Raw genomic sequence first — 24,336 nt, 5'->3', positions numbered from 1 at the left:
TGATTGTATTTTTCGGTTAGGACAATTCGTGGCATTGGTGTCCTAATTGATTGATGATTTCAATAATCATTGTTGGTGTAAGCGTATCTGAAACAATACGAAGTACACAGTCTTTATCTTCGGCGTCTATAGACCATGACTGGATATCATTATGATTATCGAGCGCTTTATGTACCGCACAATTGGCACAAAGAGGGCCTATGTCGGTTCTAAAAATAAGAGGTTGGGTATTTGTCTTCATTGCAATAGTATTAAGGTCTTAATCCTTTGAGTGTAATTTTAAATGCTTCTTCCATGATCTCTTTGGTTAATGTAAATGGTTTTCCTCCCAGGCTTTTTCCTTCGCGGTGAAAACGAAGCAAGGCATATAAAGGTCCGTAAGCAACGCTCCAAAAAACATCCATAGGTAATGGTACCAGTTCATTATTACGAATAGCATTTTCAAAAAACTCGGTCATTTGAATTTTAAATTGTGATAACTGCCCTACCGCTAATATCGATTCCCCATGAGGCGAATGTTTAATAACCTCAAAGCAGGCAACTTCTGTTGGAAACTCTACAGCAAAAGCCGCACGGTTCTCCCATTGTTTCCAAAGTCCTTCAGCAAACGACATGGAAGGTGAAAAATCTTTTATTGTTCTCGAAAAGAAATTAGAACTAATTTCGCCTCCTATCTTTTTAATAAGATCGTCTTTATCCTGGTAATAGATATATAATGTAGCTACAGAAATATTGCAGGCTTTTGCGAGCTTGTTCATACTAAACCCCTGAAAGCCATCCTGAACAATCTGTTCTATGGCTTTTTCAATAACCAGCTTTTCTTTATCTGTATCTCTTGTACGCATCTATAATTTTTTTACAAATGTAATATAATAAATGAATGATCATTTATTTATAGTGAAATATTTTTATAAAGTACAGAGTAAGTAGTTGAAAGCACATTGCAGCTACAATAATTTCAATATCAAGTCTATACGCATCAAATCATACATTACGGTTTTACCGCAATTAACATACAATTAACACATTGCTGGTTATTTATAAGTTTAAAATAGAATTATATTTCACAATTGTTAATTTTTCACAAAACCCCCGAATACCCACCAAAAATGAAAATTAATTTTAAAAAACTAGCTGTCCTAGCATTTTTTAGCAGCTTTATGCTGCTTGTTGGATGCCAAGTCGAGGAAGGACTTCCTATTCAAACAGAAGAACAAAATACTAATAAATCTTTTGGAATTACAGAATCTTATATAAGCTTAAAAGACCTGGATCAACTTCCGGAAGCAAAAGCGATAATCTCCAGTATCATTGAACAAAATAAAATTGATCCTAACGGAAGAAGTGTATATAACCCAGAATATGATTTTTTTATTGATACAGATAGAATTTTAAGAATAGATAATGGAAATTACCATTCATTAACTTTCCCGATCTACCGATTAATAGACAATAAGAATATCATCGAAAATTTAGTATTAAGTTTAAAAGATGATGGTAAATATCTTGCCTCAATTTATAAATATGAAGTAACTGAGCAAGAGAAAACCGCTCTTCTTAATAATGAACCCACCAATATTCAGGGATTCGTTAGTAGAACAATTCTAAAAAATTTTAATCCAGATGATATAAATGCAAGAGTAATCCAGGTTTGGTTTACGCAAATAGTAGTAATTCCGTGCAGTGAAAACAGACATACCGTTAAAAACTTTGGAGCATGGCCCGAATGTATAGCAGCAGGCAAACCCCAGGTTTTGGCAATAACGCGATCTGTTTTAATAGATGTAGGTGATGATGGAATAAGCGGAGGTTCCGAAATAGGATCTGGCGGCGGCGGCGAGGTTGGAGGTAATGGCAGCTATACCCCACCGGCATTTGATCCTGGTAGAGATTTCGCTTTACTACAAGGCGGATTAACAAAACCTCTTGTAAATATTAAAACACAGGAACAAATATTTTACTACGATTTTTTAGGCGATAATGCACGTAGAGTAATGCAAAATGAAGCTTACAGAGTTCCTATACTAAGATATCTTAACGAAAAAAGTTGGAACAATGAGAGCAAAGCTCATGCAAAACAGTTATTAGATTATATATATGATGGATATGGAGATGAATCATTTATTAATTGGGCAATAGAATTACTCCAAAATTATTCTGAAATAACACCTACAGAATTTGGGAATTGGTTAAACGAATCTAAAACTGTCTCGGGAAGCAACGAAACTTTTAATGTAAATAATTATCCTGGTAAAAATAAAGGGATGCCATTTGAATGGTGGAATAATACGGACTATATGCTGGAAAATATAAAAATTCATTCTGAAATTCCTACAGAACCCGCTGGAGGCCCTAATTTAAAAGAAATATTTTGGTTCAGATTATTCCCAAGGCAGGCTCTTTTACATATTGAGAATGCTGTTACAGCATCCAGTAAGGCTTCAGAACTAGTTCAGAATTCAACATTGACTCAAATTCACAACGGAAAGGGTGACGCTTTTAGACATGCTTATTGAAATGCTTTAGATACTGCAGAATTTGGAGGGTCACTTACAAAATATTTACTGAGGCACATGAATGGAATTCTGGAAATCATCCGCTCGAAACACAAATGGATCTTTTTAATAATTTAATAGGAATAGAAATTGGTAAACTTTTTTCATTTTGGACAGGTGATGAGGCAATTTCAAATAAAGTACTTGAATATATGTCGACAGGAAAATTAAAGTATCTTGCACCATTAGATAAAGATGGAAATATAGTTTCAGTAACAACAATAAAATATACTAACCAATAACTATGAAATCATCACTCCTTTTATTAGGCATAGTAGTGCTATTCTCTTGCAACTATAAACAAGATTTTACTGTACAAGTAAAAATTGAGAATTTATCTAATATTGAATACGATTCAATAAGATTATATGTTTATCCTGATAGAGAAATTACATTTTATAATCTCAAACCTAACAAAAGCATTATTAAAAATTTTGAGTATACAAATTTTGAATACAAACGAGGTGAGGCATTAGCCTCTGGTATTTCAGTTTTTAAAGGAGATGAATTTTACATTACAGAAAATGGTTTAATTGACGTTCCTTTTTCACATTTAAAAAATAATTACGAATACTATATTTATGATAATTATGCTACTATAAAAAAAGGTTATAAGCCAGAAAATTTACCGAAGAAGCATGAAACATCCGAATTTCCTGTGGTATATGATTAATTAATATCAATAAACTTTGTAGTTGCTTATTCTATTCATATAGCCAATAACTTAAACTAAATAAATTGATAGAAAAATTGAAATATCTTGAATCACTAGGTTCAAGTGACACTATTATATCAAACACGACTCTGCGATGGACAAATCAATAAAATTTATTTATTTAGCGTTAATTGTTTTGGTAACAGCTTCATGCAAAAGCCAAGAATTTGAAACAGAATTGACCATTTATAATAAAACTGGAAAAGCGCTCGACTCAATTAAAATACATTCATTATTTGATAAAGAAATAACATATCATAAAGTTAAATCTGACACTATTATTAATCTAAAATATAATGATCATTACTCAAAACTTCCCCGTGGTGAACGGGAGTATTTTACTTAACAGTTTTTGATAGAGGGTTTTTTTATGGCAGTTCTACAGGTTTCATCGGTTTTCCAGGAACAAGATTAGAAAAAAAATATGAATTGTATGTATACCCTAACAACATAGTCCAACAAAAAGATTTCAAACCATCGTACCCAGCTGAAAAGAAAAAAGTATCCGAATATATTTCAGGAAATAAATAAATGAAGAATATGGGTACTAAACTAAAACTTTTATTTATTGCATCCTTTTTATTATTAATTTCTTGTAAGGCTAATAATTATAATAGCGAAAGAGCTTTTAACAAAAGGGTTAAAGAGGGGAATATTAAATACTTCAAAATGCAGGTGTATTGTTCTTGCTTAAATAATGCATACGAAAACAAAGACATTATTAAGAGTATTAGAACAGAGGATCTATTAGCTGTATTTGATGATTTAAGTAGTCCTGATATTCAAAAAACCGTTGATAGCTTAGGAAAGATTGTTGCACAAACAATCAAACCGGAAGAATATCCAGATTTTGAAGGAAAAAAAAGAATAACCGTAAAATGCCTTGAGTATTATACAAGCAAAGAACTCGACAATATAGCGCGCAAAAGATTTCGGAATTACTAGTTCTTTTATCTGGTTTTTCTTTAGATTTTACCACAAACTATTTATATAAAAAAAGCCCTGCAATTGCGGGGCTTTTTTTATATGTAAGCTATAATTATCTGCTTAAGTACATTTTTCTTCTTGAGTACAGCTCGTAGAACTGGTCGTCTTTAAGATCATCAATGAACAGGATGCTCTCCCCTGTCGACTTCATCTCCGGACCTAACTGTTTGTTTACGCCAGGGAATTTGTTGAAAGAGAATACCGGCTGCTTGATCGCGAAACCTTTAAGCTGTGGGTTAAAGGTAAAGTCGGTCACTTTATTGTGACCTAACATTACTTTAGTCGCATAGTTTACATAAGGCTCACCGTAAGCTTTAGCGATGAATGGTACTGTACGTGACGCCCTTGGGTTAGCCTCGATTATGTACACGATATCATCTTTAACTGCAAACTGTATGTTGATAAGACCTACCGTTTTAAGTGCTATAGCAATTTTCTTCGTATGGTCTTTTATCTGCTGCATTACAAACTCTCCTAAGTTGAAAGGTGGTAATGTTGCGTTACTGTCTCCTGAGTGTACACCACATGGCTCAATGTGTTCCATGATACCGATGATGTATACGTTCTCGCCATCACAGATTGCATCTGCTTCAGCTTCTATCGCTCCATCAAGATAGTGGTCAAGAAGCAGCTTGTTGCCCGGTATGCTCTTTAAAAGATCGATAACGTGCTCTTCAAGTTCTTGCTTGTTGATAACAATTTTCATACCCTGGCCTCCCAGTACATATGATGGACGTACCAGTAGCGGGAAGTCTAATGTATCAGCTAACTTAGAAGCCTCATCTGCGCTTTCTGCGATACCAAATTGAGGGAAAGGAATATGCAGACTTGAAAGCAGTTCAGAGAAACGTCCTCTGTCCTCAGCTAGATCCAGTGCATCAAAACTGGTTCCTAATATTTTTATGCCATACCTGTCCAGTTTCTCAGCAAGTTTAAGAGCCGTTTGGCCTCCTAACTGTACGATAACACCTTCAGGTTTCTCATGGCGGATAATGTCATAGATATGTTCCCAGAATACAGGCTCGAAGTATAGTTTATCTGCCGTATCAAAGTCGGTAGAAACCGTCTCCGGGTTACAGTTGATCATGATCGTTTCGTAGCCACATTCTGAAGCTGCAAGTACACCGTGTACACAAGAGTAGTCAAATTCGATACCCTGACCTATTCGGTTAGGACCCGATCCAAGTACTACTACTTTTTTCTTATCGCTTACAACACTTTCATTGTGTACGTAACGTGTTCCGTCAGGTCTTTCAATCTCCGCTTCAAAAGTAGAGTAGTAATATGGTGTTTTAGCTTCAAACTCTGCTGCGCAGGTATCAACCAATTTATATACACGTTTAACTCCCATTTCCTCACGCTTGTTGTATACCTGGCTTTCAAGGCATTTCATCATGTGAGCGATCTGCCTGTCGGCAAAACCTTTTTGTTTCGCCTCAAGTAAAAGCTCCTTTGGAAGGTTCTCAATAGTGAAGGTAGCTACTTCTTTTTCAAGAGAATAAAGCTCCTCATATTGCTTAAGGAACCACATATCGATCCTTGTAATCTCATGGATACGGCTTAATGGTATACCCATTTGTATTGCATCGTAGATTACAAATACCCTGTCCCAGCTTGCATTGGTTAGTTTTTCGATAACCTGTTCATAGTTCGTATATCCTTTACCATCTGCACCTAGCCCGTTTCTCTTGATCTCAAGAGACTGTGTTGCTTTGTGAAGTGCTTCCTGGAAAGAACGTCCGATACCCATTACCTCACCTACCGATTTCATCTGTAGTCCAAGAGTTCTGTCGGCACCTTCAAATTTATCGAAGTTCCAACGTGGTATTTTCACGATAACATAATCCAGTGTAGGTTCGAAAAGAGCCGATGTAGATTTTGTTATCTGGTTTTGCAGTTCGTTAAGGTTGTATCCTAAAGCCAGCTTAGAAGCTATTTTAGCAATAGGGTAACCTGTAGCTTTAGATGCCAGTGCTGATGAACGTGATACCCTAGGGTTGATCTCGATCGCCACTATATCTTCTTTATCATCCGGGCTTACAGCAAACTGAACGTTACAGCCTCCGGCAAAGTTACCGATGCTGCGCATCATCAGGATAGCCATATCCCTCATTTTTTGAAAAGTAGTATCAGATAATGTCATGGCAGGTGCCACCGTGATACTATCTCCTGTATGGATACCCATTGGATCCATATTTTCAATAGAACAGATGATTACTACGTTATCATTTTGATCACGAAGTAACTCTAATTCGTATTCTTTCCATCCCAAAAGTGCCTTATCAATAAGTACTTCATGAATTGGCGAAGCTTCAAGACCGCGTGTAAGCAGTTCATCAAAATCTTCTTTATGGTGTACAAAAGCTGCCCCTGTACCACCCAGTGTAAATGACGGGCGAATAACAAGTGGGAAACCAAACTCCTGAGCGATCTCTTTTCCTTTAAGGAAAGAGTTAGCCGTTTTAGCAGGTGCTGCAGGTATCCCTATTCTCTCAAGAAGCTGTTTAAACTGCTCCCTGTCTTCGGTAATGTTTATAGCATTAACATCAACCCCTATAAGCCTCACATTAAAATCGGCCCAGATTCCTTTTTCCTCAGCCTCAAGGCAAAGGTTAAGTGCAGTCTGTCCACCCATTGTAGGTAGTACGGCATCGATATTTGGGTGTGCCTTCAATATCTCCACAATAGATTTTGTGGTAAGCGGTTTCAGGTACACGTGATCGGCCATCGATGGGTCGGTCATAATGGTTGCCGGGTTAGAGTTTATAAGTATAACCTCTATTCCTTCTTCCCTAATGGAACGTGCGGCCTGAGAGCCTGCATAGTCAAATTCGCAAGCCTGGCCAATAATGATTGGGCCGGAGCCGATAATTAAAACTGATTTGATAGAATTGTCTTTAGGCATTTTCTGTAGTGTAGTAGTATTAAGGTTATTCCGTGTGTAGCGTGTGCAAATTTACTATTTTTTTTTCAAAAAAATCCCCCTTGATGTTGTCTATCCTAAGGGGGGTGATTTTTCGATTAGGTATAAAAAAAGGCGTTACCATTAATAGTAACACCTTTATGTATGTTTTATTCAAACATTATTTTTTATGTCTTGGTTCAGAAGATACAGTAAGCTTATGTCTTCCTTTAGCTCTTCTACGAGCAAGTACTTTTCTTCCGTTGGCAGAAGCCATTCTGTCCATAAAACCGTGTTTGTTTCTTCTTTTTCTTTTCGATGGTTGAAATGTTCTCTTACTCATTGCTTGTATCTTTAAATCTTAATTGAATATCTTCTTTGTTGGTGCCGTTAAGAAATTGTTGTTATTCCAAAACCGCGTGCAAATATACAAAGACTTTTTATGTCTGCAAGTAGTTTTTTTAAAAATATTTTCTACTCCCTTTAATTTTTACACTTATACATTATTTTTAAACGAAATAAAGCTGCTTTAAGCCCCCTGCATTTCTTAAAAATCACTGTATAATTAGTACTAAAAACAATGACTCACAAATTATTGGATAAATATTAAGGAGTATCCTAATCATTTATTCCGTTTTGCTACCTTTGCAATCGCAAAAATAAAACAATTATGTTCAATAAAAACATTAAGCTGGCAATAGCTGCACTAATCATCATTACAGCCGTATGGCAGTTTACAGAAAGTAATATAGGAAACGGTATCTTTTTACTACTCCTTTCTTCTGTATTCATATTATTGTATTTTAAAAATGAGTTCATACTTCTTGCCTTCCTTAAATTAAGAAAACAGGATTTTGCAGGTGCTACAAAACTCCTTAATAATATAAAGAACCCTGAAACAGCACTTGTGCGTAAACAACAGGGATACTATAATTACCTTCACGGATTAATGATCTCTCAAACCAACTTAACTCTGGCTGAGAAATATCTTAAGAAAGCTGTAGAACTTGGCCTTAGCATGGATCAGGATCTTGCTATGGCAAAATTAAACCTTGCCGGAATTGCAATGAGTAAAAATCGTAAGATTGAAGCCGAAAAACTTCTTACAGAAGCGAAGAAGCTTGACAAACAGGGAATGCTGAAAGAACAAATCACAATGATGAAGAATCAGATAAAAAAAGGTCCTCAAACACAAATGAGAAGATATTAATATAAACCGCCCCTCGAGGGCGGTTTTGTTTTTATAGCTGATAATAGTATTTTGTATATTTGAATAAAAACAACCCACATTGTCATTACCCCCTAAAATAAACATCTTACAACTCATAGAGCCTTATCAGCTTGAAAAGTTAGCTGTCCCCGCACGCACGATACTATTGCATGAGGGTAATATAGCACAACATGTTTATTTCATAATATCCGGATGCCTCCGCATGTGGATAAACCATAATGGCAACGAAATAACCACGCAGTTCTTCTTTGAAGGCAAAGCTATTGCCTCTATGGAAAGCCTTTTATCCGGACAGCCAAGTGACTTTACGCTCGAGTCTATAGAGCCCAGTACATTATATGTAATGGATAAAGAACAGTTTTTACAACTGATAAAAGAGGATCAAAATTTTAAAGACTGGTTCAACTCACTCCTTCTCGATCGTTTTTTCTATTATTCCAAACACCTGCTTTCCTACCTAAAAAATAAACCGCAGGAACGTTATAACGAACTTTTAAAGAAACACCCGGAGATTCTGCTTCGAATTCCGCAGCATTATATAGCTTCTTATTTAGGAATCACTTCTGTATCCCTTAGCCGTATACGAAACCGTAAGTCTTGATTTCTTAACAATTGTTATCGTTTCACCCATTCACTGCTGTGTAGTTTTACTTAAAATTAAAACATATGAAAGCAGCCGTTTTACATCAACTGGGCACTAACCCTAAATTTGAAACCTTTAACGATCCGCAACCAAATACTGAACAAGCCATAGTAACTGTGAAAGCAGCTGCCATTAAGCAATTGGACAAGATAAAAGCAAGCGGAAAACATTATACAAAATACCCTCACCTCCCTATTGTTATAGGCACTGACGGCACTGGAATTCTGGAAGACGGCACACCCATTTATGCATGGGGAATTACTGGAATGCTGGCCGAAAAAGCTTTGGTACAAAAAAACAACTGGACCGTTTTACCTGATGGTATTAGTTTTGAAACAGCCGCCGCTTTACCAAATGCATTAATAGGATCGGATATGGCATTATTGTACCGAGCCAAAATGGAAGCAGGTCAAACCCTTCTTATAAATGGTGCTACAGGTGTTACAGGAAAAATTGCCGTACAAATAGCAAAATACAGAGGTGCGTCAAAAATTATAGTTACAGGACGTAATGAAGAAATACTAAACGAACTTAAAACATTAGGCGCTGACGAAGTGATCTCCCTTAAACAGGATGATGAATCTATTATAAAACAAATACAGCAAATCCATAATGATTCTCCTATTGATATTGTACTGGATTATTTATGGGGGCGTCCTGTAGAACTCATTCTTCAGGCATTTAAAAGTCTTCCTCCCCGAAAAATGAAACTGGTTACTGTTGGCGAAATGGCAGGCTCAACTATTTCGTTGACATCTGCAACTTTAAGAAGCACGCAAATAGAATTATTAGGATCCGGCATAGGAAGTATTACAACAGAGGAAATGGCGTCATACGTTAGAGAAATTTTGCCTGTTGTATTTAAACTCGCCGCTTCAGGAAAACTCGTTATTGATATAGAAACTGTTCCACTAAGTGATATTGAACAGGTTTGGAGTAAACAGGAAGCGCCGGGTAAACGTTTTGTAGCCATTATTTAAAGTATGAAAACAAAAAAAGTACCTTCTTTATCAGACATAAATAAAAAGATAATAGCCGAAGGTGAACAACTGCCATTAGTTCAATTAAAAGACGGTGCATTTGTACAAACCGGAACTGTAGCAACGATGCTTCATAATATAAAACTGTATAATTCAGGAGAAAGAGGTACGATAGAACAAGAGCTCATAACTTCAATACCCACGCTTATCAAAGTTGGCCTTTTTGATTTATTCAATACCGAAGAATGGATCAAAGGAGATAATCCGGGTAGAAAATTCATTGGAACTAAAGCAAAAGAATTCATAGCAAACAACTCATAAAACACTATATAAATTAACAACCACCCTTTTGGGTGGTTGTTCTTTGAAACTAATATCCTTTTCTAAGCATATCCGCATACTCATTTGGCAGCGGACTATCTTCAATGGCTTTTGCCGCTTGTTCTATATCATAATCAAAACGAATAAACTCGACTTCAATACTTTCTTTATCCAATACTGAGCTGCTCTCATTTAGAGTCAGTAAAACATAACATCCTCTGGCATCATTGTCTTTTGGTTTACCTACAGAACCTAAATTAACAGCATGCCTGTATCGGCTATTGTCTATACCTGAACTTAAAATCCTGTGATAAGGCTTATGTGTATGACCAAAACACATAATGTCAGCATCAGCCTGTTCCATGATCCTTAAAAGACTTTTTTCTTCTCTATCCTCAAACAGGTATTCGTTTACTTTTCTGGGACTTCCATGAACAAGTAACAGGTTTAGTTTATCTTCATTCAACTGAAACTCCACCCTGATATGAGCCGGTAATGTTCTGAGGTATTCTCTTTCTTCATCTTTCATGATCTGATTTGTAAAGGAAATAGAAACACTTCCGCTAGCCTTATCATGATCAGTCTTATAAGCACACCCGCAGTCACTACTTGTTCTTCCAATCCCAAAATCATAATTTCCTGCTATGGTTGGAATATGTCGTTTACGAATTTCGTTCACAACCTCATTAGGCCAGATATTGTACCCTACAAGATCACCAAGACAATATACTGAATCTGCATTTCTGGTGTCTAAATCTTTAAAAAAAGACTGCAATGCAGGCAGATTAGCATGAATATCACTGAATAATGCTATTTTCATTATCTTATTTTTTATTTATTAAACCCACACTATTTATAATAGCCGGCTTTGTATAATATTTTTTCCTAAGCCAAAAAGCCAGGTTTACTAATGCTATCAGTGCAGGTACCTCAACAAGAGGACCAATCACACCAACAAATGCCTGACCGCTATTAATTCCAAATACACCTATCGCCACAGCAATAGCCAACTCAAAATTATTACCCGTTGCCGTAAAGGCAATTGCTGTATTTTTAGAATAATCGGCACCCATTTTTTTTCCAATGAAAAAACTTACAACAAACATCAGGGCAAAATAAATAACCAAAGGAATCGCTATCCGAATAACATCTAATGGAATCTTAACTATCAATCCTCCTTTAAGGCTGAACATTACAATTATTGTAAACAATAAGGCGATTAAGGTTACGGGAGAAATAAAAGGGATGAATTTATTCTGAAACCAATCTTTACCTTTTAATCTTATTAATCCATAATGAGATACTATACCTGCCAGAAACGGGATTCCGAGATAAACACCTACACTCTTACTGATCTCAAGAATAGTAATATTAACTTCCAGACCGTTTATACCAAACAAAGGAGGCAAAACAGTAATAAATACATAAGCATACATACTATAAAGCAATACCTGAAAAATACTATTTAGCGCTATTAATCCTGCTGCATATTCCCGGTTGCCTTCTGCCAGATCATTCCAAACTACCACCATTGCAATGCAACGCGCTAATCCGATTAGGATTAAGCCTGTCATATATTCGGGATAATCAGAGAGAAACATAATAGCCAGAAGAAACATTAATACCGGCCCTATAATCCAGTTTAAAACTAAAGAGGAAGCCAGTATCTTTATATCCCTAAAAACTTCAGAAATTTTACTGTACTCTACTTTAGCCAAAGGCGGATACATCATTAGAATAAGACCAATTGCCAATGGAACATTTGTAGCACCAACCGAAAAAGAATTAATAAACACAGCTGATGCAGGCACTATACTGCCTATAGCAATACCTGCAATCATGGCAAGAAAGATCCACAAAGTGAGATACCTGTCAAGAAAGCCTAAGCGCTTTCTATTCAAGGCAGGAGCACAATTATTCATGCTGTTTATTGTTTAAGATATTAAAAATTAACAGCATTCGCCGCCTGGTGTACATGAAGCTCCTTCATCTCCTAACATAGATAAACTAACTTTTGGTTTAACAGGAATACCACATTGTTTCTGTGCCAAACAGGCTGTTTGTTTTGCCAGTAAAAGAAAATCTTTACCATCAAAATCCAGATCATATCTTCCAATCGTACCTGATTGATATTCAACCTCCACTTCAAAATCACCCATACCCAAAACTCTTTCTGAAAGAGCTATTATATCCAGCAACTTTTTAGGTTTTAACCTATGTTCAAAATCGTCTGCATCCCATAATTGAAAATTCGCGATTTCTTCCTTTCTCACTGTACCACCACAATCAATAAAGTTTCTGGTTACAAAGCCTACTTCGGTAACATGAAAATGTTCCGGCACATACGTCCCGTCCTGAAGTTTAAAATTCACTGATTGAGCATTTACCAGCAGGTTTTTAATTTCTGATAATTTCATAATTTAAAATTTTATATTAACAGCATTCGTTTTTCTTTATTTCAAGGGTATTCATCATAATCTCAAAATAATCTTTAAGTTTCCCTAAACCTTTTTCGTCTATACAATAGCAAATTGCATTGCCTTCCACATTTCCTTTTATCAATCCCGCATTCTTTAATTCTTTTAAATGTTGTGAGATCGTTGGCTGTGCTAATGGCAGCTCATTTACAATATCACCACAAATACAGGCATTGACTTTTAATAAATAATCCAGAATCGCAACCCTTGCAGGATGTCCCAATGCTTTTGCCAGTATTGCAATTTCATTTTGCCTTTCTGTAAAATGTTCTTTTTTTGTTGTTCCCATAATTACCGTAAAACTATATCGCAATATTACGATAAATAATACAGTGATTTTAGAATATATAAAAATTTAACATCTGAAAACATTTTTCATAATCATGTCACATATAATAATCTGTAGGATTTTTACGTTAGAGTTTTAAATCACCATTATTATGAAAAAAATCAAAAACATTGCATTAATCGCTTCATTTATTATCGCTGTTTCTTGCGGAAAAACAGAAAAAACAAAAAAAAAAGGTTATGATTTTGAAAATGAAGATCCTAAATCTGAAATCTATAAAGAAAATTTAGCCAACTATATCAAAACAGCTAATAAAGATGGACTGGCTTTTTACTTTGATGGCTATACAAATAAAGATGGACAGCATTATGTTGATGTTACTATAGAAGGGGATATTAATGCAAAAACGATAATGAAAGTTAACAAACCAGAAGGAGAACTGGCCGATATTATAAAAGTAGAGGGAAAAAGCTATCATGGAGCTGAATTTAAAAATCTTCAACTCGATTTTGTAAAAGATTCACTTAAATCTGAATTTATATACATCAGCTCAGATGATATTGTAGACTAAATCAGTTTGTAATTTAGAAAAAATCCGCTAATTAGCGGATTTTTTATTATAATGATTTCATAACGTAATTAACCTATATTTATTATTCAATTTGTCTAAATTTTAACTAATTTTACTCATAGTTTTAACTTTTTATATGAGAAAATTATTAGCCATCATAATTAGCTTAGCATTTACGGCAACATTTTTTGGACAGAACCTGCCCGATAGCCTGTATTTCTCTAATGCAATAAAAATAAATTTTCATAAATATAAAAAGGAGAGCACATTAGCTTTTATTTTAGGCAATACAGAAAGAGGACAATTCCTGTTTGATTCACTGGTGCAGCATCGATTAATAGGTACGACATTCGATAATTTAACCTTTAAAAAAAATTCAGGATCCAGGCTTAAATTGAGTTCTATTGAAAAGCCAATGCTCTTATTAACTTATGCTTCCTGGTGTGTCCCTGCACCGGGTGAAATACCTGCTCTTAACAAGCTGGCACGAAAATATGGTAAGGATGTTAAAATGGTAGTTCTTTTTTGGGATCGAAAGCAAAAAATGAAAAAACTGGCTCGCAAATTCAGTAGTAGAATTACAGTTTGCTATGCCCATGAATATTATAAAAATGATGCTATAATTGTTTCAGCCTTAAAGCACACTCTGGGCTTCCCAACAATGTATTATCTGGACGAAAACCGTAAAGTTGTAGACATAAGACGCTGTGGAGTTTATCAGCAGTCTTCAAGAGAAAACTACAGTAAATCCTATGCTTTAAATTACAATGCTTTTTTAGATGGACTAGCAACAATATTAGTTAACAAAGACGTTTCTAAAGAGCATTTGGAAACGAAATAATCCAATACACCTTGAATCCCCAAATACATTTTTTCTATAAAAAAACATCCGCCTTCATAAAGCGGATGTTTTGATTTTTATTTAACAGCCGGATATTAATATCCGTTAAGTGGAATATCTAATATATATCTTTTACCCGCAGCAACATCAAGTTTCCTGTCTCTTAGCCAAGGGTTGTGTATTTTAAGTATTTTATAATTAATTCCCTGTTCTTTAGAAAACACAGCAAGATCTGGAATAGAAGCGGTCACTTCTACCTTTTTAACAGGTAAAATTGGGTATAATTCACTTGGCTTAAGCACAAAATTATACTGTTCGGGGTGCTGCATTATCTCCTTAAGAGCTAGTATTCTAAACACATAACGAGCCGTTTCATCCGTTAGTAATAAGTCATAATAATTATCTACTCCCTGAAAAGTAATTTGCTTATTCACTCCGCCAAATCCACCATTATAAGATGCCGCCGCTAATGTCCATGAACCAAATTTAGCCTTAGCAGATAAAAGATAATTACAAGCCGCTTCAGTAGATTTTTCAAGGTGGTAGCGTTCATCAACAATATCATTAACTTCAAGTCCTCGTTCTTTACCTGTATCCGGCATAAACTGCCAAACACCTCTCGCTCCTGCCGGAGACACTACATTTACCAATCCACTTTCTATAACAGCCAGGTATTTAAAATCGTCCGGTACACCATAGCGTTTTAGTATCGGTTCTATAACCGGAAATGCCCTGTTAGCACGTTTAATGATTAATCTTGTAGATGCGTCTAGATTAGCGTTTACAAGGAGTTCGCGATCCAATCGTTCACGAACATCAGATATATTTAAAGGCGCTTTTTCACCTGCAAAATCAATTTCAGTTGGAAAATGCTGTTCTGTTTTTGTTATTTCTTTACCGATCTCTTTATCAGAAACAGCGTGAATAAACATTCCGCTCACCAATACTACCGATGCGATAATACCTGTTTTTTTAATCAATTCCATGATTTCTGTTTTTTAATTCTGTTATTCTAAATACCTGTTTCAATTATCAAGCCATAACCTAATCCTCTACTATAATACGAGGAAGGTTTTCATTAATCCATTTGAACTTATTAATGATCATAATATGAGTACCGCCATTTACCGGGATGTAACCTTTAAGGTACTTTGGCGGGAAAACCTCATCGTTATCACCATGTATATGCACTACTTTGGCATCCGGCACTGCCCTATCCCAAAGTAATATAGTTTTAAACGCCCAGTCCAGATATTTCTTATCTCTAACCGATAGAAATTTTTCATACAGCTGCAGCTTTCTGGTTATTACATTATTGCCTACAGCAATCTTAGCCAGCCAATCCACACGCTGCATCATCCGGGTTGGAAAAAGCCTGTAAATATGCGTTTTCTTTGCAAATCGCATACGTCTGGGAAATTCTGCATTGCATTTAACACTGGAGATGATAATTACTTTTCTAACCTTAATAATCTCAGCCATTTCCTGTACCAGTACACCTCCAAAAGAAACACCTATGAGCACCGGATTTTGGTGTGTAATATGCTGTACCATCCGTGCCGCATAATCTTTAATCGACTCGTCATCAAAAGGAAGGCACCATTCCAAAAAGATTACTTCGAACTGATCTTCTGGTAATTTAATATTTTCAAATATCTTAGGACTAGCTGCCATTCCTGGCATAAAATAAACCGGTATTCTGTCCATCTGTTATGTTTTATCGCTGATAAGCCGAAACAATCAATTTTTATTCCGAAATTTGTATAAAATTAAAATTTTTATCCTTCACAAGGTCAGCCTTTAATTTTAATTTATCAAGAAGTTATGAAGTCAAGATTATTTCCTAAAAATGAAAGGGGTACGGCAAATCATGGTTGGCTACAGGCCAATTTTTCGTTCTCCTTTGGCAGCTACTACAATCCTGACATGGCACAGTTTGGAATGCTTCGCGTACTAAATGACGACACCATTGCTGCCGGTATGGGTTTTGGCACACATCCTCACGATAACATGGAAATTATTACCATTCCACTTGAAGGAGGTCTTACACATCAGGACAGTATGGGTAATAAGGCAACTGTAAGGTTTGGAGAGGTACAGGTTATGAGTGCGGGTACAGGCGTAGAACATAGTGAAATGAATGCCAGTGGTACAGAACAGGCAAAAACACTTCAACTATGGATCTTTCCTGAAGAGCAGAATGTAATTCCACGTTATGATCAAAAATCATTTGACCTTGAAAAAAATAAAAATTCATTTATAACAATAGTATCTCCGGAAGATAAAAATGATGGCAACGCTTTATGGATTTACCAACAGGCATTTTTACAACTGGGTATTTTTGAGGAAGGACAGACCATACAATACAATGTGAATATCCCAAATAATGGAATCTATATTTTCCTAATAGAAGGAGAACTTGAAATTAATGGCCAGATCATACACGAACGTGATGCCTTTGGCGTAATCGAATTTGAAAATATTGAAATAAAAACCAAAGCACTTTCCAAAATATTATTAATAGAAGTGCCTATGAAGTATAACGATAACTATGGAAATTAAAGACAACGCGTTCTCAAGACAGTTTGAAATTACAGTAGATGGTAAATTACTGTCCATTGAATATTCCTTTCAGGAAAAAAAACTGTTCCTTACCAAGATCCATATTCCCGATGGTTTTGAATTTGAGGAAATCATTTCAGATTTTTTAAAAGCCATCATGGCATTCGCCATAGAAAAAAGATATAAAGTTATGCCCACACATCCAAAAGTGGTGGCTTTCTTTAAGAAAAATCCGGTGTATAAAGAATTACTGCCTCCCGGAATTAGATTATAATTAAATCCAAAAAACATCGCAATAATGCAAAGCTTAAAAAACAAAAATGCGCTTATTACCGGCACAGGTAAAGGTATTGGCAAAGCTGTAGCGCTAGCCCTAGCAGCCGAAGGAACAAATATAATTTTATTAGCACGTACAAAAGCTGATCTTGAAAAAACAGCTGTAGAAATAGAAGCTTTTGGTGTAAAAGCCTTTATTGTTACGGCAGACATATCTGATATTAAATCGGTTAATGAAGCTGTTGAGAAAGCACTAGCCGAATTCAAAACTATTGACATACTAATAAACAATGCGGGTATAGGGAAGTTTGGGAAATTCATGGATCTAACACCCGAAGAATTTGAACAGATCATTAAAGTAAACCTTATGGGGGTATATTATGCTACACGTGCGGTATTACCGGGAATGATAGAGCAGCAGAGCGGTGATATCGTTAACATATCGTCTACTGCAGGATTAAGAGGTGCAGCAACTACAAGTGCTTACAGTGCTTCTAAGTTTGCCGTTATAGGTCTTACAGAATCACTTATGCAGGAGGTTCGCAAACACAATATCAGAGTTACAGCTCTAACACCAAGTACAGTAGCTACAGATATGGCAAAAGATCTAAACCTTACTGATGGCAACCCTGACAAAGTAATGCAGCCTGAAGATGTTGCAGAACTAATTGTTGCTCAACTAAAGCTAAATAAAAGAGTATTCATTAAAGATAGCGGCATTTGGTCTACCAATCCTTAAGGATTTCTATTTTAAAACTTTAAAAGGCAAAAATGAGTATCATAAAACTCATTGTTGCCTTTTTTTATGCCATTTAATTACGGGAAAAGCACATATTTTTCGATATCACAAATAAAATAGATTTTGTGATAGCTACTTTTTAAATTAAGTAAAATCTTACGGTGTATGATTTTTTTTTTAGTTGATTTGAATTATGAATATCAAAATAATTAAATTATAAATAGTAAGAAAAAACCCTAATTAATTATTGCGATGTTATTTGTTTAGTTTTATGATAATTAATTAAAACAACCTTATTTATTATGAAAAAACAAATCCTTACGCTCGCTTTTGCTCTATGTGCAACCTATGGTTATTCTCAAAACACTTTCCCAACCTCAGGGAATGTAGGTGTTGGAACATCTGCTCCTATTAATAAACTTGATGTAGTTTTATTAGGTAATTTTATAATTGGCCCTAATTTATCAACCACTAATATGGCATATTTTGGCCAAAGAGACCTTGTATTGGGAGGTCAAACAGCAACGAATACTGGCATGTATATTCAACGTCTTCGATATCCACTTAGTAATCCCGGTGTGTCTACAAAATTATTAACCACAAGTGCTGATACCCCTACAGCTTATGCTGAGTTCAACGCTCCAAAAACTACTAATACTACCAGAGCTTCAGTATCTTTTGGCCATAATAATGTCGAATTAATGCGTATCAATACAGATGGTAAAGTAAGAATAGGTAACGGTTTAAATGACATAAAAACACCTGATGGATATACGCTTTTTGTTGAAGAAGGTATTCTTACCGAAAAAGTAAAGGTTGCTGTTAAAACAACTGCGAACTGGGCAGATTATGTTTTCGCTGAAGACTACAAGCTAATGCCACTTACCGAGGTTGAACAATTCACTAAAAACAATAAACATTTGCCTAATGTACCCTCTGCAAAACAAATGGTAGAAAACGGTCTTGATGTAGCTCAAATGGATGCCAAACTAATGGAAAAGGTAGAAGAATTAACTCTTTACTTGATTGAACAAAACAAACAAATAGAATTACTTAAAACAGAAATAAAAACGCTAAAAGAGCAAAAGCAATAATATAAGTTTAAATCTAAAACCATAATTATGAAAAACTTATATTTATTAATCTGTACAATACTATTGTGTTATGCAGATGGATATTCGCAAAACATCGAGTATATAAAACAGGAAAACACCAGACTCATTAAGGCCAGAGAAATTGAGAGCGATATTGAAAAATATATAACTCTCAATCTAAAAAGTTATACCCTTACATCTGATAAGGAATATAAAATTAAAGAGGCTATTATTACAGAAAGTCGTGCTCATGGAGAAATCTTAAACGATAAGAAAATACAGGATGCATTAATAGATGTCAAGAAAGCTGAACTAAGGAACCTTTATTTTAAAAACAATCCTGGTATAGAATCGGTAATGAAGGCAACTCCAATAGTATATACTGTACCCGCAGATTGTAACAATGGGAATTTTGAGCAAGGATTAGCAGGTTATACATTTACAAGGAGAACTGCCAAGCCTTTTGATATTTTAAATTGTGAGATAACTACTCGAAACGCTCCCTTTTTTAATCCTTTTGTCCCTTCTATAAATAATTTTACTACTGAAGGCGCTACATTAATAACACAACCTGGATTTGACCAAAGCCTATTACCTTTTAATATTCAAGTTCCTATGATACATTCAGGTAACAGTTCAATAAAACTAAACAGAAGTACCGGAGGGACTGATATAACCACTATGACGAGTACTATTAGGCCATCTACTAATGAAATTGGTTTTTCTTACTCTTTGATCGTTGAAAACCCTCATCCAGATATACCGGCAGATCAGCCTTTTTTTACTGTCAGAATATATCGTGATAATCAAATAGTCAACACAAACAACATTTGTTTGACTGCTGATGAAAACAATCCACTATTTTTTCCAAATGTTCCCAAACCTGCTAAACCAAGTATTTTATACACTGGCTGGCTATGTGACAGAATAAAAATACCCGATGAGATGGTTGGTTTAGATTTAATATTAGAGTTTGTAATTGCTGACTGTGGCCAGGGCGGACATTTTGGAACAGTATATATTGACGATATATGTGATACATGTGAACGTCCGGGATTTGGATCTATTCAAATTGATAATAAAGGATTTAATTGTCCTACAACTCCATTTAATGTATGTGGATTAATAACCATGCCTGTAGAAAATAATGGCAATCCTGTATCAGTAACGCTAAATGTTGTAGAGGAAAATACAGGACAGATCGTTAATACATATACTAATGTTGTAATTACTAATCCAACTGCATCTTTATTTGAAAGAAGATTCTGCTTCACAGTAGATCCTTCAATTTATTCTAACGGAGATTACACATTTGTAGCTATTGCTAACTTTGGTACACATGAAGTCTCGGATTTTGGCGCAACAAATTCTATTGATCTAAGTTTTAACAGCAATGCAGCTGTTTTAGATTCATTTGTTGTGCGAGGTGACCTATACTGGACAGATTCCGAAGAAAGTTATGACCTGGAGTTTTTAGTAGATTCTGTATGTTGTCCAAATAGTACGGTTATTGATCCAATACCTGCATATTATGCTACGACAGTAACTGAAAATCATATTAATTTATATTCTGTTGCTGCAAAGCTTAATTATGAATGTTTCAGATGGAGAATAAAGACAAGTTGTGGATGGTCTGAGTGGTGTTGCCTTACTACATATTTTGGTTATGATTTCCCTTCAAATGCCTATTGGGGAAATGCTTACGAGCCAGCATGTTATGATGGAAGTATAAATCTTTGTGAGCCTTTCTTATATGAAGCAGATCCAGTTGCAGCAAATAGTTCTCAGTTTGAACAGCGTGAACAATACATTACAGCCGTAAACATTATAAACAACAATGCTAACGTTATGTATCAAGCAGGAAATTATGTTGAACTGTTGCCAAACTTTAATGCCTTAAATAGTTCAGTATTTACAGCACAAATTGAAGATTGCGTAGCGCAAACTGTATTTACAATATCTGGTGATAGAACAAAAGATGATACAGAAAACAATATTTATCTTGTAAAGCAATCCGCTCAACCTGATAATGGATTTAATGTATATCCTAACCCAACTGAAGGTATGCTATCTGTTAGATCTGATATTAAAGTAAATCTATTTACACTTACAGATATGACTGGTAAAGAAATTAAGAGAATAAGTAACAATCAAACATCTGGTGAAGTAAGAATAAATATATCAGAGTTTCCAAGTGGTATTTATCTTTTAAGTGCCGATGGACAAGTAATCCAAAAAATTATTAAAAATTAAGGTAACTATACCTTATTTACATAAGATTTTCAAAATTAAATTTCCCTAACTGAATTGCAATTTTATTTTCTCGATATTCTTTAATTTTTAAGTTATCTACGATTTCTATTACCCTTTTTAAATTACTATATGTGTCTATTTCTTTTGCGGAAATTTCTATTATATGTAATTTGATTTTTTCATCTGTCCATGATTCATATGTAGGATTATACTCTGAGCAGATATTTTTTCTATCTTCGTAAGGAATGATTTTTATTTCCATAAATTATGAATGAAGTTAATAGTTATAAAAAGTTAAGAGGACGGGTTATCACTGTAACGTGTGTAGTTTTAACCAAGACTGGTGATAGATATACAGAATATATTCAAGGTGTTTTACACTCTGTGGATGATATAGGAATTGAAATAGAACAATATCTATCCTTGTTCGATTATTTAGACGGCTCAAATCCTCCGAGTAAGATAAGAAGATTTGGATTTAGAGATATTACTTTTTTAGGTAACTTACCAGCTTAGTTTTTAAACTGAAAATAAAAAAGCCACTCATTTCTGTAGTGGCTTTAGTTTATATTATGCTTTTCCTTTTGGTGCGGGAAATTTGTCTAGTAAATCTTGGTTCTCTTCATAGCGAGTATAATCGCCAATTTTTCTGATTTCTTCAAACATTTTGACCAACTTCTCATTTATACCTAGAAAGTTGTTATTAGATTTTCCATCAAGTTTGTCAACTTTATTGTTAACTTCTTGAAGACTGGAAGTTAGTAGTTCTAAACTTTGAGTAATTCTTTCATTTGCATCATGCATCTTTTTAGATATTAAATCAAGTTTAGTTGCTAGTTCTTCAACCTTTACATTCAGTTCTTCCATCTGTACGTTTTGTTTGTACAAAAGTAGATATTAAATCTAATATATCAAAATTAATAATATCAACATCTTATTTCTTATTTCTCATCTTCAATAAAGCTTTATTAAACTCTGACAGTTCTTCTTGTTTTCTTCCTTTTTCAATGTTTTCTAATGTTGCTGTTTTTATATATTCTCCACCAATAGGAAGAGTTATTGTTTCTACATTAGATAAATCTTCATTTATAGCTTTTGCAACATCTTCTACATTGAAGTACCAATCATTATCAAACTGTATCTTTTTTACAGCTTCATTATTGAGCAATTCTTCTTTCTTTAATTTAAGCATTAATTAAATCTTTATATTTTGTTCTTACATTAGAATTCAAAAGTAAGTAATTAAATCTTTCTCCGCTTTTTATTTGGCGGGTATTGTATCTGAATACAAATTCATTAACATAAGCTTGTAAATGCTTACGAGAAACGTGGTTATACATGTCTCTTAAGCTGTTCTTCATTATTTTCCAACTCCCTTCGATATTATTAGTATGTATAGTACTATCATAATCGCTTTTATAACCTTTATCAGCATGTTTTATACTGTAATGATGTACGTGGCTTTCTATACCGTGATAACCTTTCCAATCGTCTGAAATAAGTGTACTACCTTTTGCTACATACTTTCTAATAATTGGTTGTATAGAATCTTTCTGTGTATCTTTTGTTACTATAGCAGTCATCTTACCACCTCTTTGTATCAGGCCTACTATAGGGGTTTTATCTTTGAAAGATCTTCCTTGAGAGTTTTTAACCTTTTTATTTGCGTGTCTGTTTTTATTCTTTCCGCCGTAAAAGGATTCATCAGCTTCTACAATCCCCTCAAGCTCGTTATAGTTTTCAATACCTAAGGCTTTACGTATTCTCATTAAAAGGCACCAACATGTTTTCTGCGACCATTTACCACCTAAATCTCTTTGAAGTTGTAAACTTGATATTCCTTTCTTATGGTTTATGACTAAATAGATACTTGCAAACCAAGCAGTAAGAGGAATGCGAGTCCCATCAAACATAGTTCCTGTTTTAACTGTAAAATACTTGCCACTTTCTTTACAACGATATTTACCGTTCTTACAGGTGTAAACTTTTGATCCTTCAACAAATGGACTGGTAGGTACACCTTGCCAATACAATTCCTCTAAATGTTTTATACAAGCCTCTTCTGTTGAATACTGTTGTATTACTTCTATTAATGAGTTGAATTCTTTATTGAACATTTTCTTGCTGTTTTTCTTTCTCAAATATAGTCAAAATTTACACTTAATAAAAGTATTTGGTGTAATTATATTCTAACTATTACAGCTCGAACTACAAATGTAGCCTATGTTTTTGATGTTGGCAAAACCATAAATTTTGAGGTAATGAAAACAAATAATGTCTATATTGCATGCTGAAAATATTTGTAAAGCGTTAGCTTTCATTCTGTCAATTAGGAATCTGGTAAATTCAAAACAACGACTCAGAATGAATAGGTTAAACGCTCACGCCTTGGCGTGGGTGTACTTATTCTATGTCGTAAGGTTTACCAGAACCTCTAATGATAGTTTAATGTTACAACCCACGCTTTTTCGTATCTATAACTTTCATTCTGGGTTGGGATGATTAAAACCAACCTTATTATGAAAAAATTATTGTTTTTACTTCTTTCTGTTTCTTTATTCTCCTGTTCTGGATCTGATGACAATTCAACAAATTCACTACATCCCCCTACTTGGATTCAAGGAACTTGGGGGCAAGATTATGGAGACAACATCACTGTTAAAACTTTTAGGTTCAGTGCAAATGGAGCATATATTATTTCTTCAAATTCTGAAATGTCCATTAACCCCAACTCTCTTTTAAAAATAAAGGAAGAAATAACCAATACAAAGTATGATATTAATTTATCTGGAGGAGGGACTAATCTCTACTTTAGATTTGAAAAAATTGGCACTAATAAGATCAAATACTACAATCAACAAAGTTCAGCTTTAAATGTAACTCTTGTCAAACTTGACTAA

Annotated in this window: 32 protein-coding genes; 18 read left to right on the top strand and 14 right to left on the bottom strand. The window is 34.6% G+C overall.

What is annotated here, in order from left to right; all coding sequences use genetic code 11:
* Positions 1-16 precede the first annotated feature (16 nt).
* Positions 17-241, bottom strand: coding sequence for a hypothetical protein (locus EPI11_RS08335; protein WP_128389498.1), 225 nt, complete (start codon positions 239-241; stop codon positions 17-19).
* A gap of 10 nt (positions 242-251) precedes the next feature.
* The gene (locus EPI11_RS08330; protein WP_128389497.1) at positions 252-845 is read right to left on the bottom strand and encodes a TetR/AcrR family transcriptional regulator; all 594 of its coding nucleotides are present in this window, start codon (positions 843-845) and stop codon (positions 252-254) included.
* 264 nt (positions 846-1,109) lie between these two features.
* On the opposite strand from EPI11_RS08330, the gene EPI11_RS08325 reads away from it, so the two are divergent.
* From EPI11_RS08325 to EPI11_RS08305, 5 genes are all read left to right on the top strand, one after another.
* Positions 1,110-2,516, top strand: a complete 1,407-nt coding sequence (locus tag EPI11_RS08325) for a hypothetical protein (protein WP_128389496.1) — start codon at positions 1,110-1,112, stop codon at positions 2,514-2,516.
* On the top strand, positions 2,513-2,797 hold the full coding sequence (locus EPI11_RS08320) for a DUF6973 domain-containing protein (protein ID WP_394343634.1): 285 nt from the start codon (positions 2,513-2,515) through the stop codon (positions 2,795-2,797). The genes EPI11_RS08325 and EPI11_RS08320 overlap by 4 nt, the downstream gene beginning before the upstream one ends.
* Positions 2,798-2,799: 2 nt before the next feature.
* Positions 2,800-3,228 carry a hypothetical protein gene (locus tag EPI11_RS08315; protein WP_128389494.1) on the top strand — a complete coding sequence of 143 codons (429 nt, stop codon included), beginning with the start codon at positions 2,800-2,802 and terminating at the stop codon, positions 3,226-3,228.
* Between the two features lie 136 nt (positions 3,229-3,364).
* Positions 3,365-3,616, top strand: a complete 252-nt coding sequence (locus tag EPI11_RS08310) for a hypothetical protein (RefSeq protein ID WP_128389493.1) — start codon at positions 3,365-3,367, stop codon at positions 3,614-3,616.
* A gap of 194 nt (positions 3,617-3,810) precedes the next feature.
* Positions 3,811-4,215: a hypothetical protein gene (locus EPI11_RS08305; RefSeq protein WP_128389492.1), complete on the top strand. Its 405-nt coding sequence runs from the start codon at positions 3,811-3,813 to the stop codon at positions 4,213-4,215.
* 94 nt (positions 4,216-4,309) lie between these two features.
* Here EPI11_RS08305 and carB read toward each other — a convergent pair whose 3' ends face one another.
* On the bottom strand, positions 4,310-7,162 hold the full coding sequence (gene carB, locus EPI11_RS08300) for a carbamoyl-phosphate synthase large subunit (RefSeq protein WP_128389491.1): 2,853 nt from the start codon (positions 7,160-7,162) through the stop codon (positions 4,310-4,312).
* Positions 7,163-7,340: 178 nt separating this feature from the next.
* Positions 7,341-7,502 carry a 50S ribosomal protein L34 gene (rpmH, locus tag EPI11_RS08295; RefSeq protein WP_008464848.1) on the bottom strand — a complete coding sequence of 54 codons (162 nt, stop codon included), beginning with the start codon at positions 7,500-7,502 and terminating at the stop codon, positions 7,341-7,343.
* Between the two features lie 327 nt (positions 7,503-7,829).
* Between rpmH and EPI11_RS08290 the strand changes: the two genes are divergently transcribed.
* From EPI11_RS08290 to EPI11_RS08275, 4 genes are all read left to right on the top strand, one after another.
* Entirely contained in the window at positions 7,830-8,369 is a 540-nt protein-coding gene (locus EPI11_RS08290; RefSeq protein WP_128389490.1) for a DUF2892 domain-containing protein, read from the top strand.
* Positions 8,370-8,448: 79 nt separating this feature from the next.
* Positions 8,449-8,991 carry a Crp/Fnr family transcriptional regulator gene (locus EPI11_RS08285; protein WP_206619104.1) on the top strand — a complete coding sequence of 181 codons (543 nt, stop codon included), beginning with the start codon at positions 8,449-8,451 and terminating at the stop codon, positions 8,989-8,991.
* Positions 8,992-9,056: 65 nt separating this feature from the next.
* Positions 9,057-10,013, top strand: a complete 957-nt coding sequence (locus tag EPI11_RS08280) for a quinone oxidoreductase family protein (RefSeq protein ID WP_128389489.1) — start codon at positions 9,057-9,059, stop codon at positions 10,011-10,013.
* Positions 10,014-10,016: 3 nt separating this feature from the next.
* Positions 10,017-10,334, top strand: a complete 318-nt coding sequence (locus EPI11_RS08275; protein WP_128389488.1) for a DUF7709 family protein — start codon at positions 10,017-10,019, stop codon at positions 10,332-10,334.
* Between the two features lie 49 nt (positions 10,335-10,383).
* Here the strand turns inward: EPI11_RS08275 and EPI11_RS08270 are convergent, their stop codons facing one another.
* The 4 genes from EPI11_RS08270 to EPI11_RS08255 are packed head-to-tail and all read right to left on the bottom strand — an operon-like array spanning position 10,384 to position 13,100.
* The gene (locus tag EPI11_RS08270; RefSeq protein WP_128389487.1) at positions 10,384-11,154 is read right to left on the bottom strand and encodes a metallophosphoesterase family protein; all 771 of its coding nucleotides are present in this window, start codon (positions 11,152-11,154) and stop codon (positions 10,384-10,386) included.
* A gap of 4 nt (positions 11,155-11,158) precedes the next feature.
* Complete coding sequence (gene arsB / locus EPI11_RS08265; RefSeq protein ID WP_128389486.1) at positions 11,159-12,256, bottom strand: ACR3 family arsenite efflux transporter; 1,098 nt, start codon at positions 12,254-12,256, stop codon at positions 11,159-11,161.
* Positions 12,257-12,283: 27 nt separating this feature from the next.
* On the bottom strand, positions 12,284-12,751 hold the full coding sequence (locus EPI11_RS08260) for a DUF6428 family protein (RefSeq protein WP_128389485.1): 468 nt from the start codon (positions 12,749-12,751) through the stop codon (positions 12,284-12,286).
* Positions 12,752-12,767: 16 nt separating this feature from the next.
* The gene (locus tag EPI11_RS08255; RefSeq protein WP_128389484.1) at positions 12,768-13,100 is read right to left on the bottom strand and encodes an ArsR/SmtB family transcription factor; all 333 of its coding nucleotides are present in this window, start codon (positions 13,098-13,100) and stop codon (positions 12,768-12,770) included.
* 151 nt (positions 13,101-13,251) lie between these two features.
* On the opposite strand from EPI11_RS08255, the gene EPI11_RS08250 reads away from it, so the two are divergent.
* The gene (locus tag EPI11_RS08250; RefSeq protein ID WP_128389483.1) at positions 13,252-13,671 is read left to right on the top strand and encodes a hypothetical protein; all 420 of its coding nucleotides are present in this window, start codon (positions 13,252-13,254) and stop codon (positions 13,669-13,671) included.
* Between the two features lie 136 nt (positions 13,672-13,807).
* Positions 13,808-14,512 (top strand): TlpA family protein disulfide reductase, encoded by a 705-nt coding sequence (locus EPI11_RS08245; protein WP_128389482.1) that lies wholly within the window; start codon positions 13,808-13,810, stop codon positions 14,510-14,512.
* Positions 14,513-14,607: 95 nt separating this feature from the next.
* Here EPI11_RS08245 and EPI11_RS08240 read toward each other — a convergent pair whose 3' ends face one another.
* Complete coding sequence (locus tag EPI11_RS08240) at positions 14,608-15,498, bottom strand: lytic transglycosylase domain-containing protein (protein ID WP_128389481.1); 891 nt, start codon at positions 15,496-15,498, stop codon at positions 14,608-14,610.
* Between the two features lie 58 nt (positions 15,499-15,556).
* Positions 15,557-16,219 (bottom strand): alpha/beta fold hydrolase, encoded by a 663-nt coding sequence (locus tag EPI11_RS08235; protein WP_128389480.1) that lies wholly within the window; start codon positions 16,217-16,219, stop codon positions 15,557-15,559.
* Between the two features lie 117 nt (positions 16,220-16,336).
* Between EPI11_RS08235 and EPI11_RS08230 the strand changes: the two genes are divergently transcribed.
* The 5 genes from EPI11_RS08230 (at position 16,337) to EPI11_RS08210 (ending at position 21,436) form a co-directional block, all read left to right on the top strand.
* Positions 16,337-17,074: a pirin family protein gene (locus tag EPI11_RS08230; RefSeq protein ID WP_128389479.1), complete on the top strand. Its 738-nt coding sequence runs from the start codon at positions 16,337-16,339 to the stop codon at positions 17,072-17,074.
* Positions 17,064-17,348: a GNAT family N-acetyltransferase gene (locus EPI11_RS08225; protein ID WP_128389478.1), complete on the top strand. Its 285-nt coding sequence runs from the start codon at positions 17,064-17,066 to the stop codon at positions 17,346-17,348. Before EPI11_RS08230 ends, EPI11_RS08225 begins: the two co-directional genes overlap by 11 nt.
* 24 nt (positions 17,349-17,372) lie before the next feature.
* Complete coding sequence (locus EPI11_RS08220) at positions 17,373-18,089, top strand: 3-ketoacyl-ACP reductase (RefSeq protein WP_128389477.1); 717 nt, start codon at positions 17,373-17,375, stop codon at positions 18,087-18,089.
* A gap of 302 nt (positions 18,090-18,391) precedes the next feature.
* On the top strand, positions 18,392-19,183 hold the full coding sequence (locus EPI11_RS08215) for a hypothetical protein (protein ID WP_128389476.1): 792 nt from the start codon (positions 18,392-18,394) through the stop codon (positions 19,181-19,183).
* A 27-nt stretch (positions 19,184-19,210) separates the two neighbouring features.
* Positions 19,211-21,436 carry a 3-coathanger stack domain-containing protein gene (locus EPI11_RS08210; protein WP_128389475.1) on the top strand — a complete coding sequence of 742 codons (2,226 nt, stop codon included), beginning with the start codon at positions 19,211-19,213 and terminating at the stop codon, positions 21,434-21,436.
* Positions 21,437-21,452: 16 nt separating this feature from the next.
* Here the strand turns inward: EPI11_RS08210 and EPI11_RS08205 are convergent, their stop codons facing one another.
* Complete coding sequence (locus EPI11_RS08205; protein ID WP_128389474.1) at positions 21,453-21,698, bottom strand: hypothetical protein; 246 nt, start codon at positions 21,696-21,698, stop codon at positions 21,453-21,455.
* 5 nt (positions 21,699-21,703) lie between these two features.
* Between EPI11_RS08205 and EPI11_RS08200 the strand changes: the two genes are divergently transcribed.
* Positions 21,704-21,952: a hypothetical protein gene (locus tag EPI11_RS08200; protein ID WP_128389473.1), complete on the top strand. Its 249-nt coding sequence runs from the start codon at positions 21,704-21,706 to the stop codon at positions 21,950-21,952.
* Between the two features lie 54 nt (positions 21,953-22,006).
* Here the strand turns inward: EPI11_RS08200 and EPI11_RS08195 are convergent, their stop codons facing one another.
* The 3 genes from EPI11_RS08195 to EPI11_RS08185 all read right to left on the bottom strand — a co-directional run bounded on the left by EPI11_RS08195 (position 22,007) and on the right by EPI11_RS08185 (position 23,553).
* Positions 22,007-22,303, bottom strand: a complete 297-nt coding sequence (locus tag EPI11_RS08195; RefSeq protein ID WP_128389472.1) for a hypothetical protein — start codon at positions 22,301-22,303, stop codon at positions 22,007-22,009.
* Between the two features lie 67 nt (positions 22,304-22,370).
* A complete protein-coding gene (locus EPI11_RS08190) occupies positions 22,371-22,628 on the bottom strand; it encodes a hypothetical protein (RefSeq protein WP_128389471.1) in 258 nt (85 codons plus the stop codon).
* Complete coding sequence (locus EPI11_RS08185; RefSeq protein ID WP_128389544.1) at positions 22,621-23,553, bottom strand: IS1595 family transposase; 933 nt, start codon at positions 23,551-23,553, stop codon at positions 22,621-22,623. Before EPI11_RS08185 ends, EPI11_RS08190 begins: the two co-directional genes overlap by 8 nt.
* A gap of 402 nt (positions 23,554-23,955) precedes the next feature.
* Here EPI11_RS08185 and EPI11_RS08180 point away from each other — a divergent pair, with 402 nt between their 5' ends.
* Positions 23,956-24,336 (top strand): hypothetical protein, encoded by a 381-nt coding sequence (locus tag EPI11_RS08180; protein WP_128389470.1) that lies wholly within the window; start codon positions 23,956-23,958, stop codon positions 24,334-24,336.

The sequence above is a fragment of the Flavobacterium cerinum genome, assembly GCF_004028155.1.
Lineage (GTDB): Bacteria > Bacteroidota > Bacteroidia > Flavobacteriales > Flavobacteriaceae > Flavobacterium > Flavobacterium cerinum.
The sequence above is the reverse complement of the archived record's forward strand: the minus strand, read 5'-3'. Positions and strand labels throughout refer to the sequence as shown.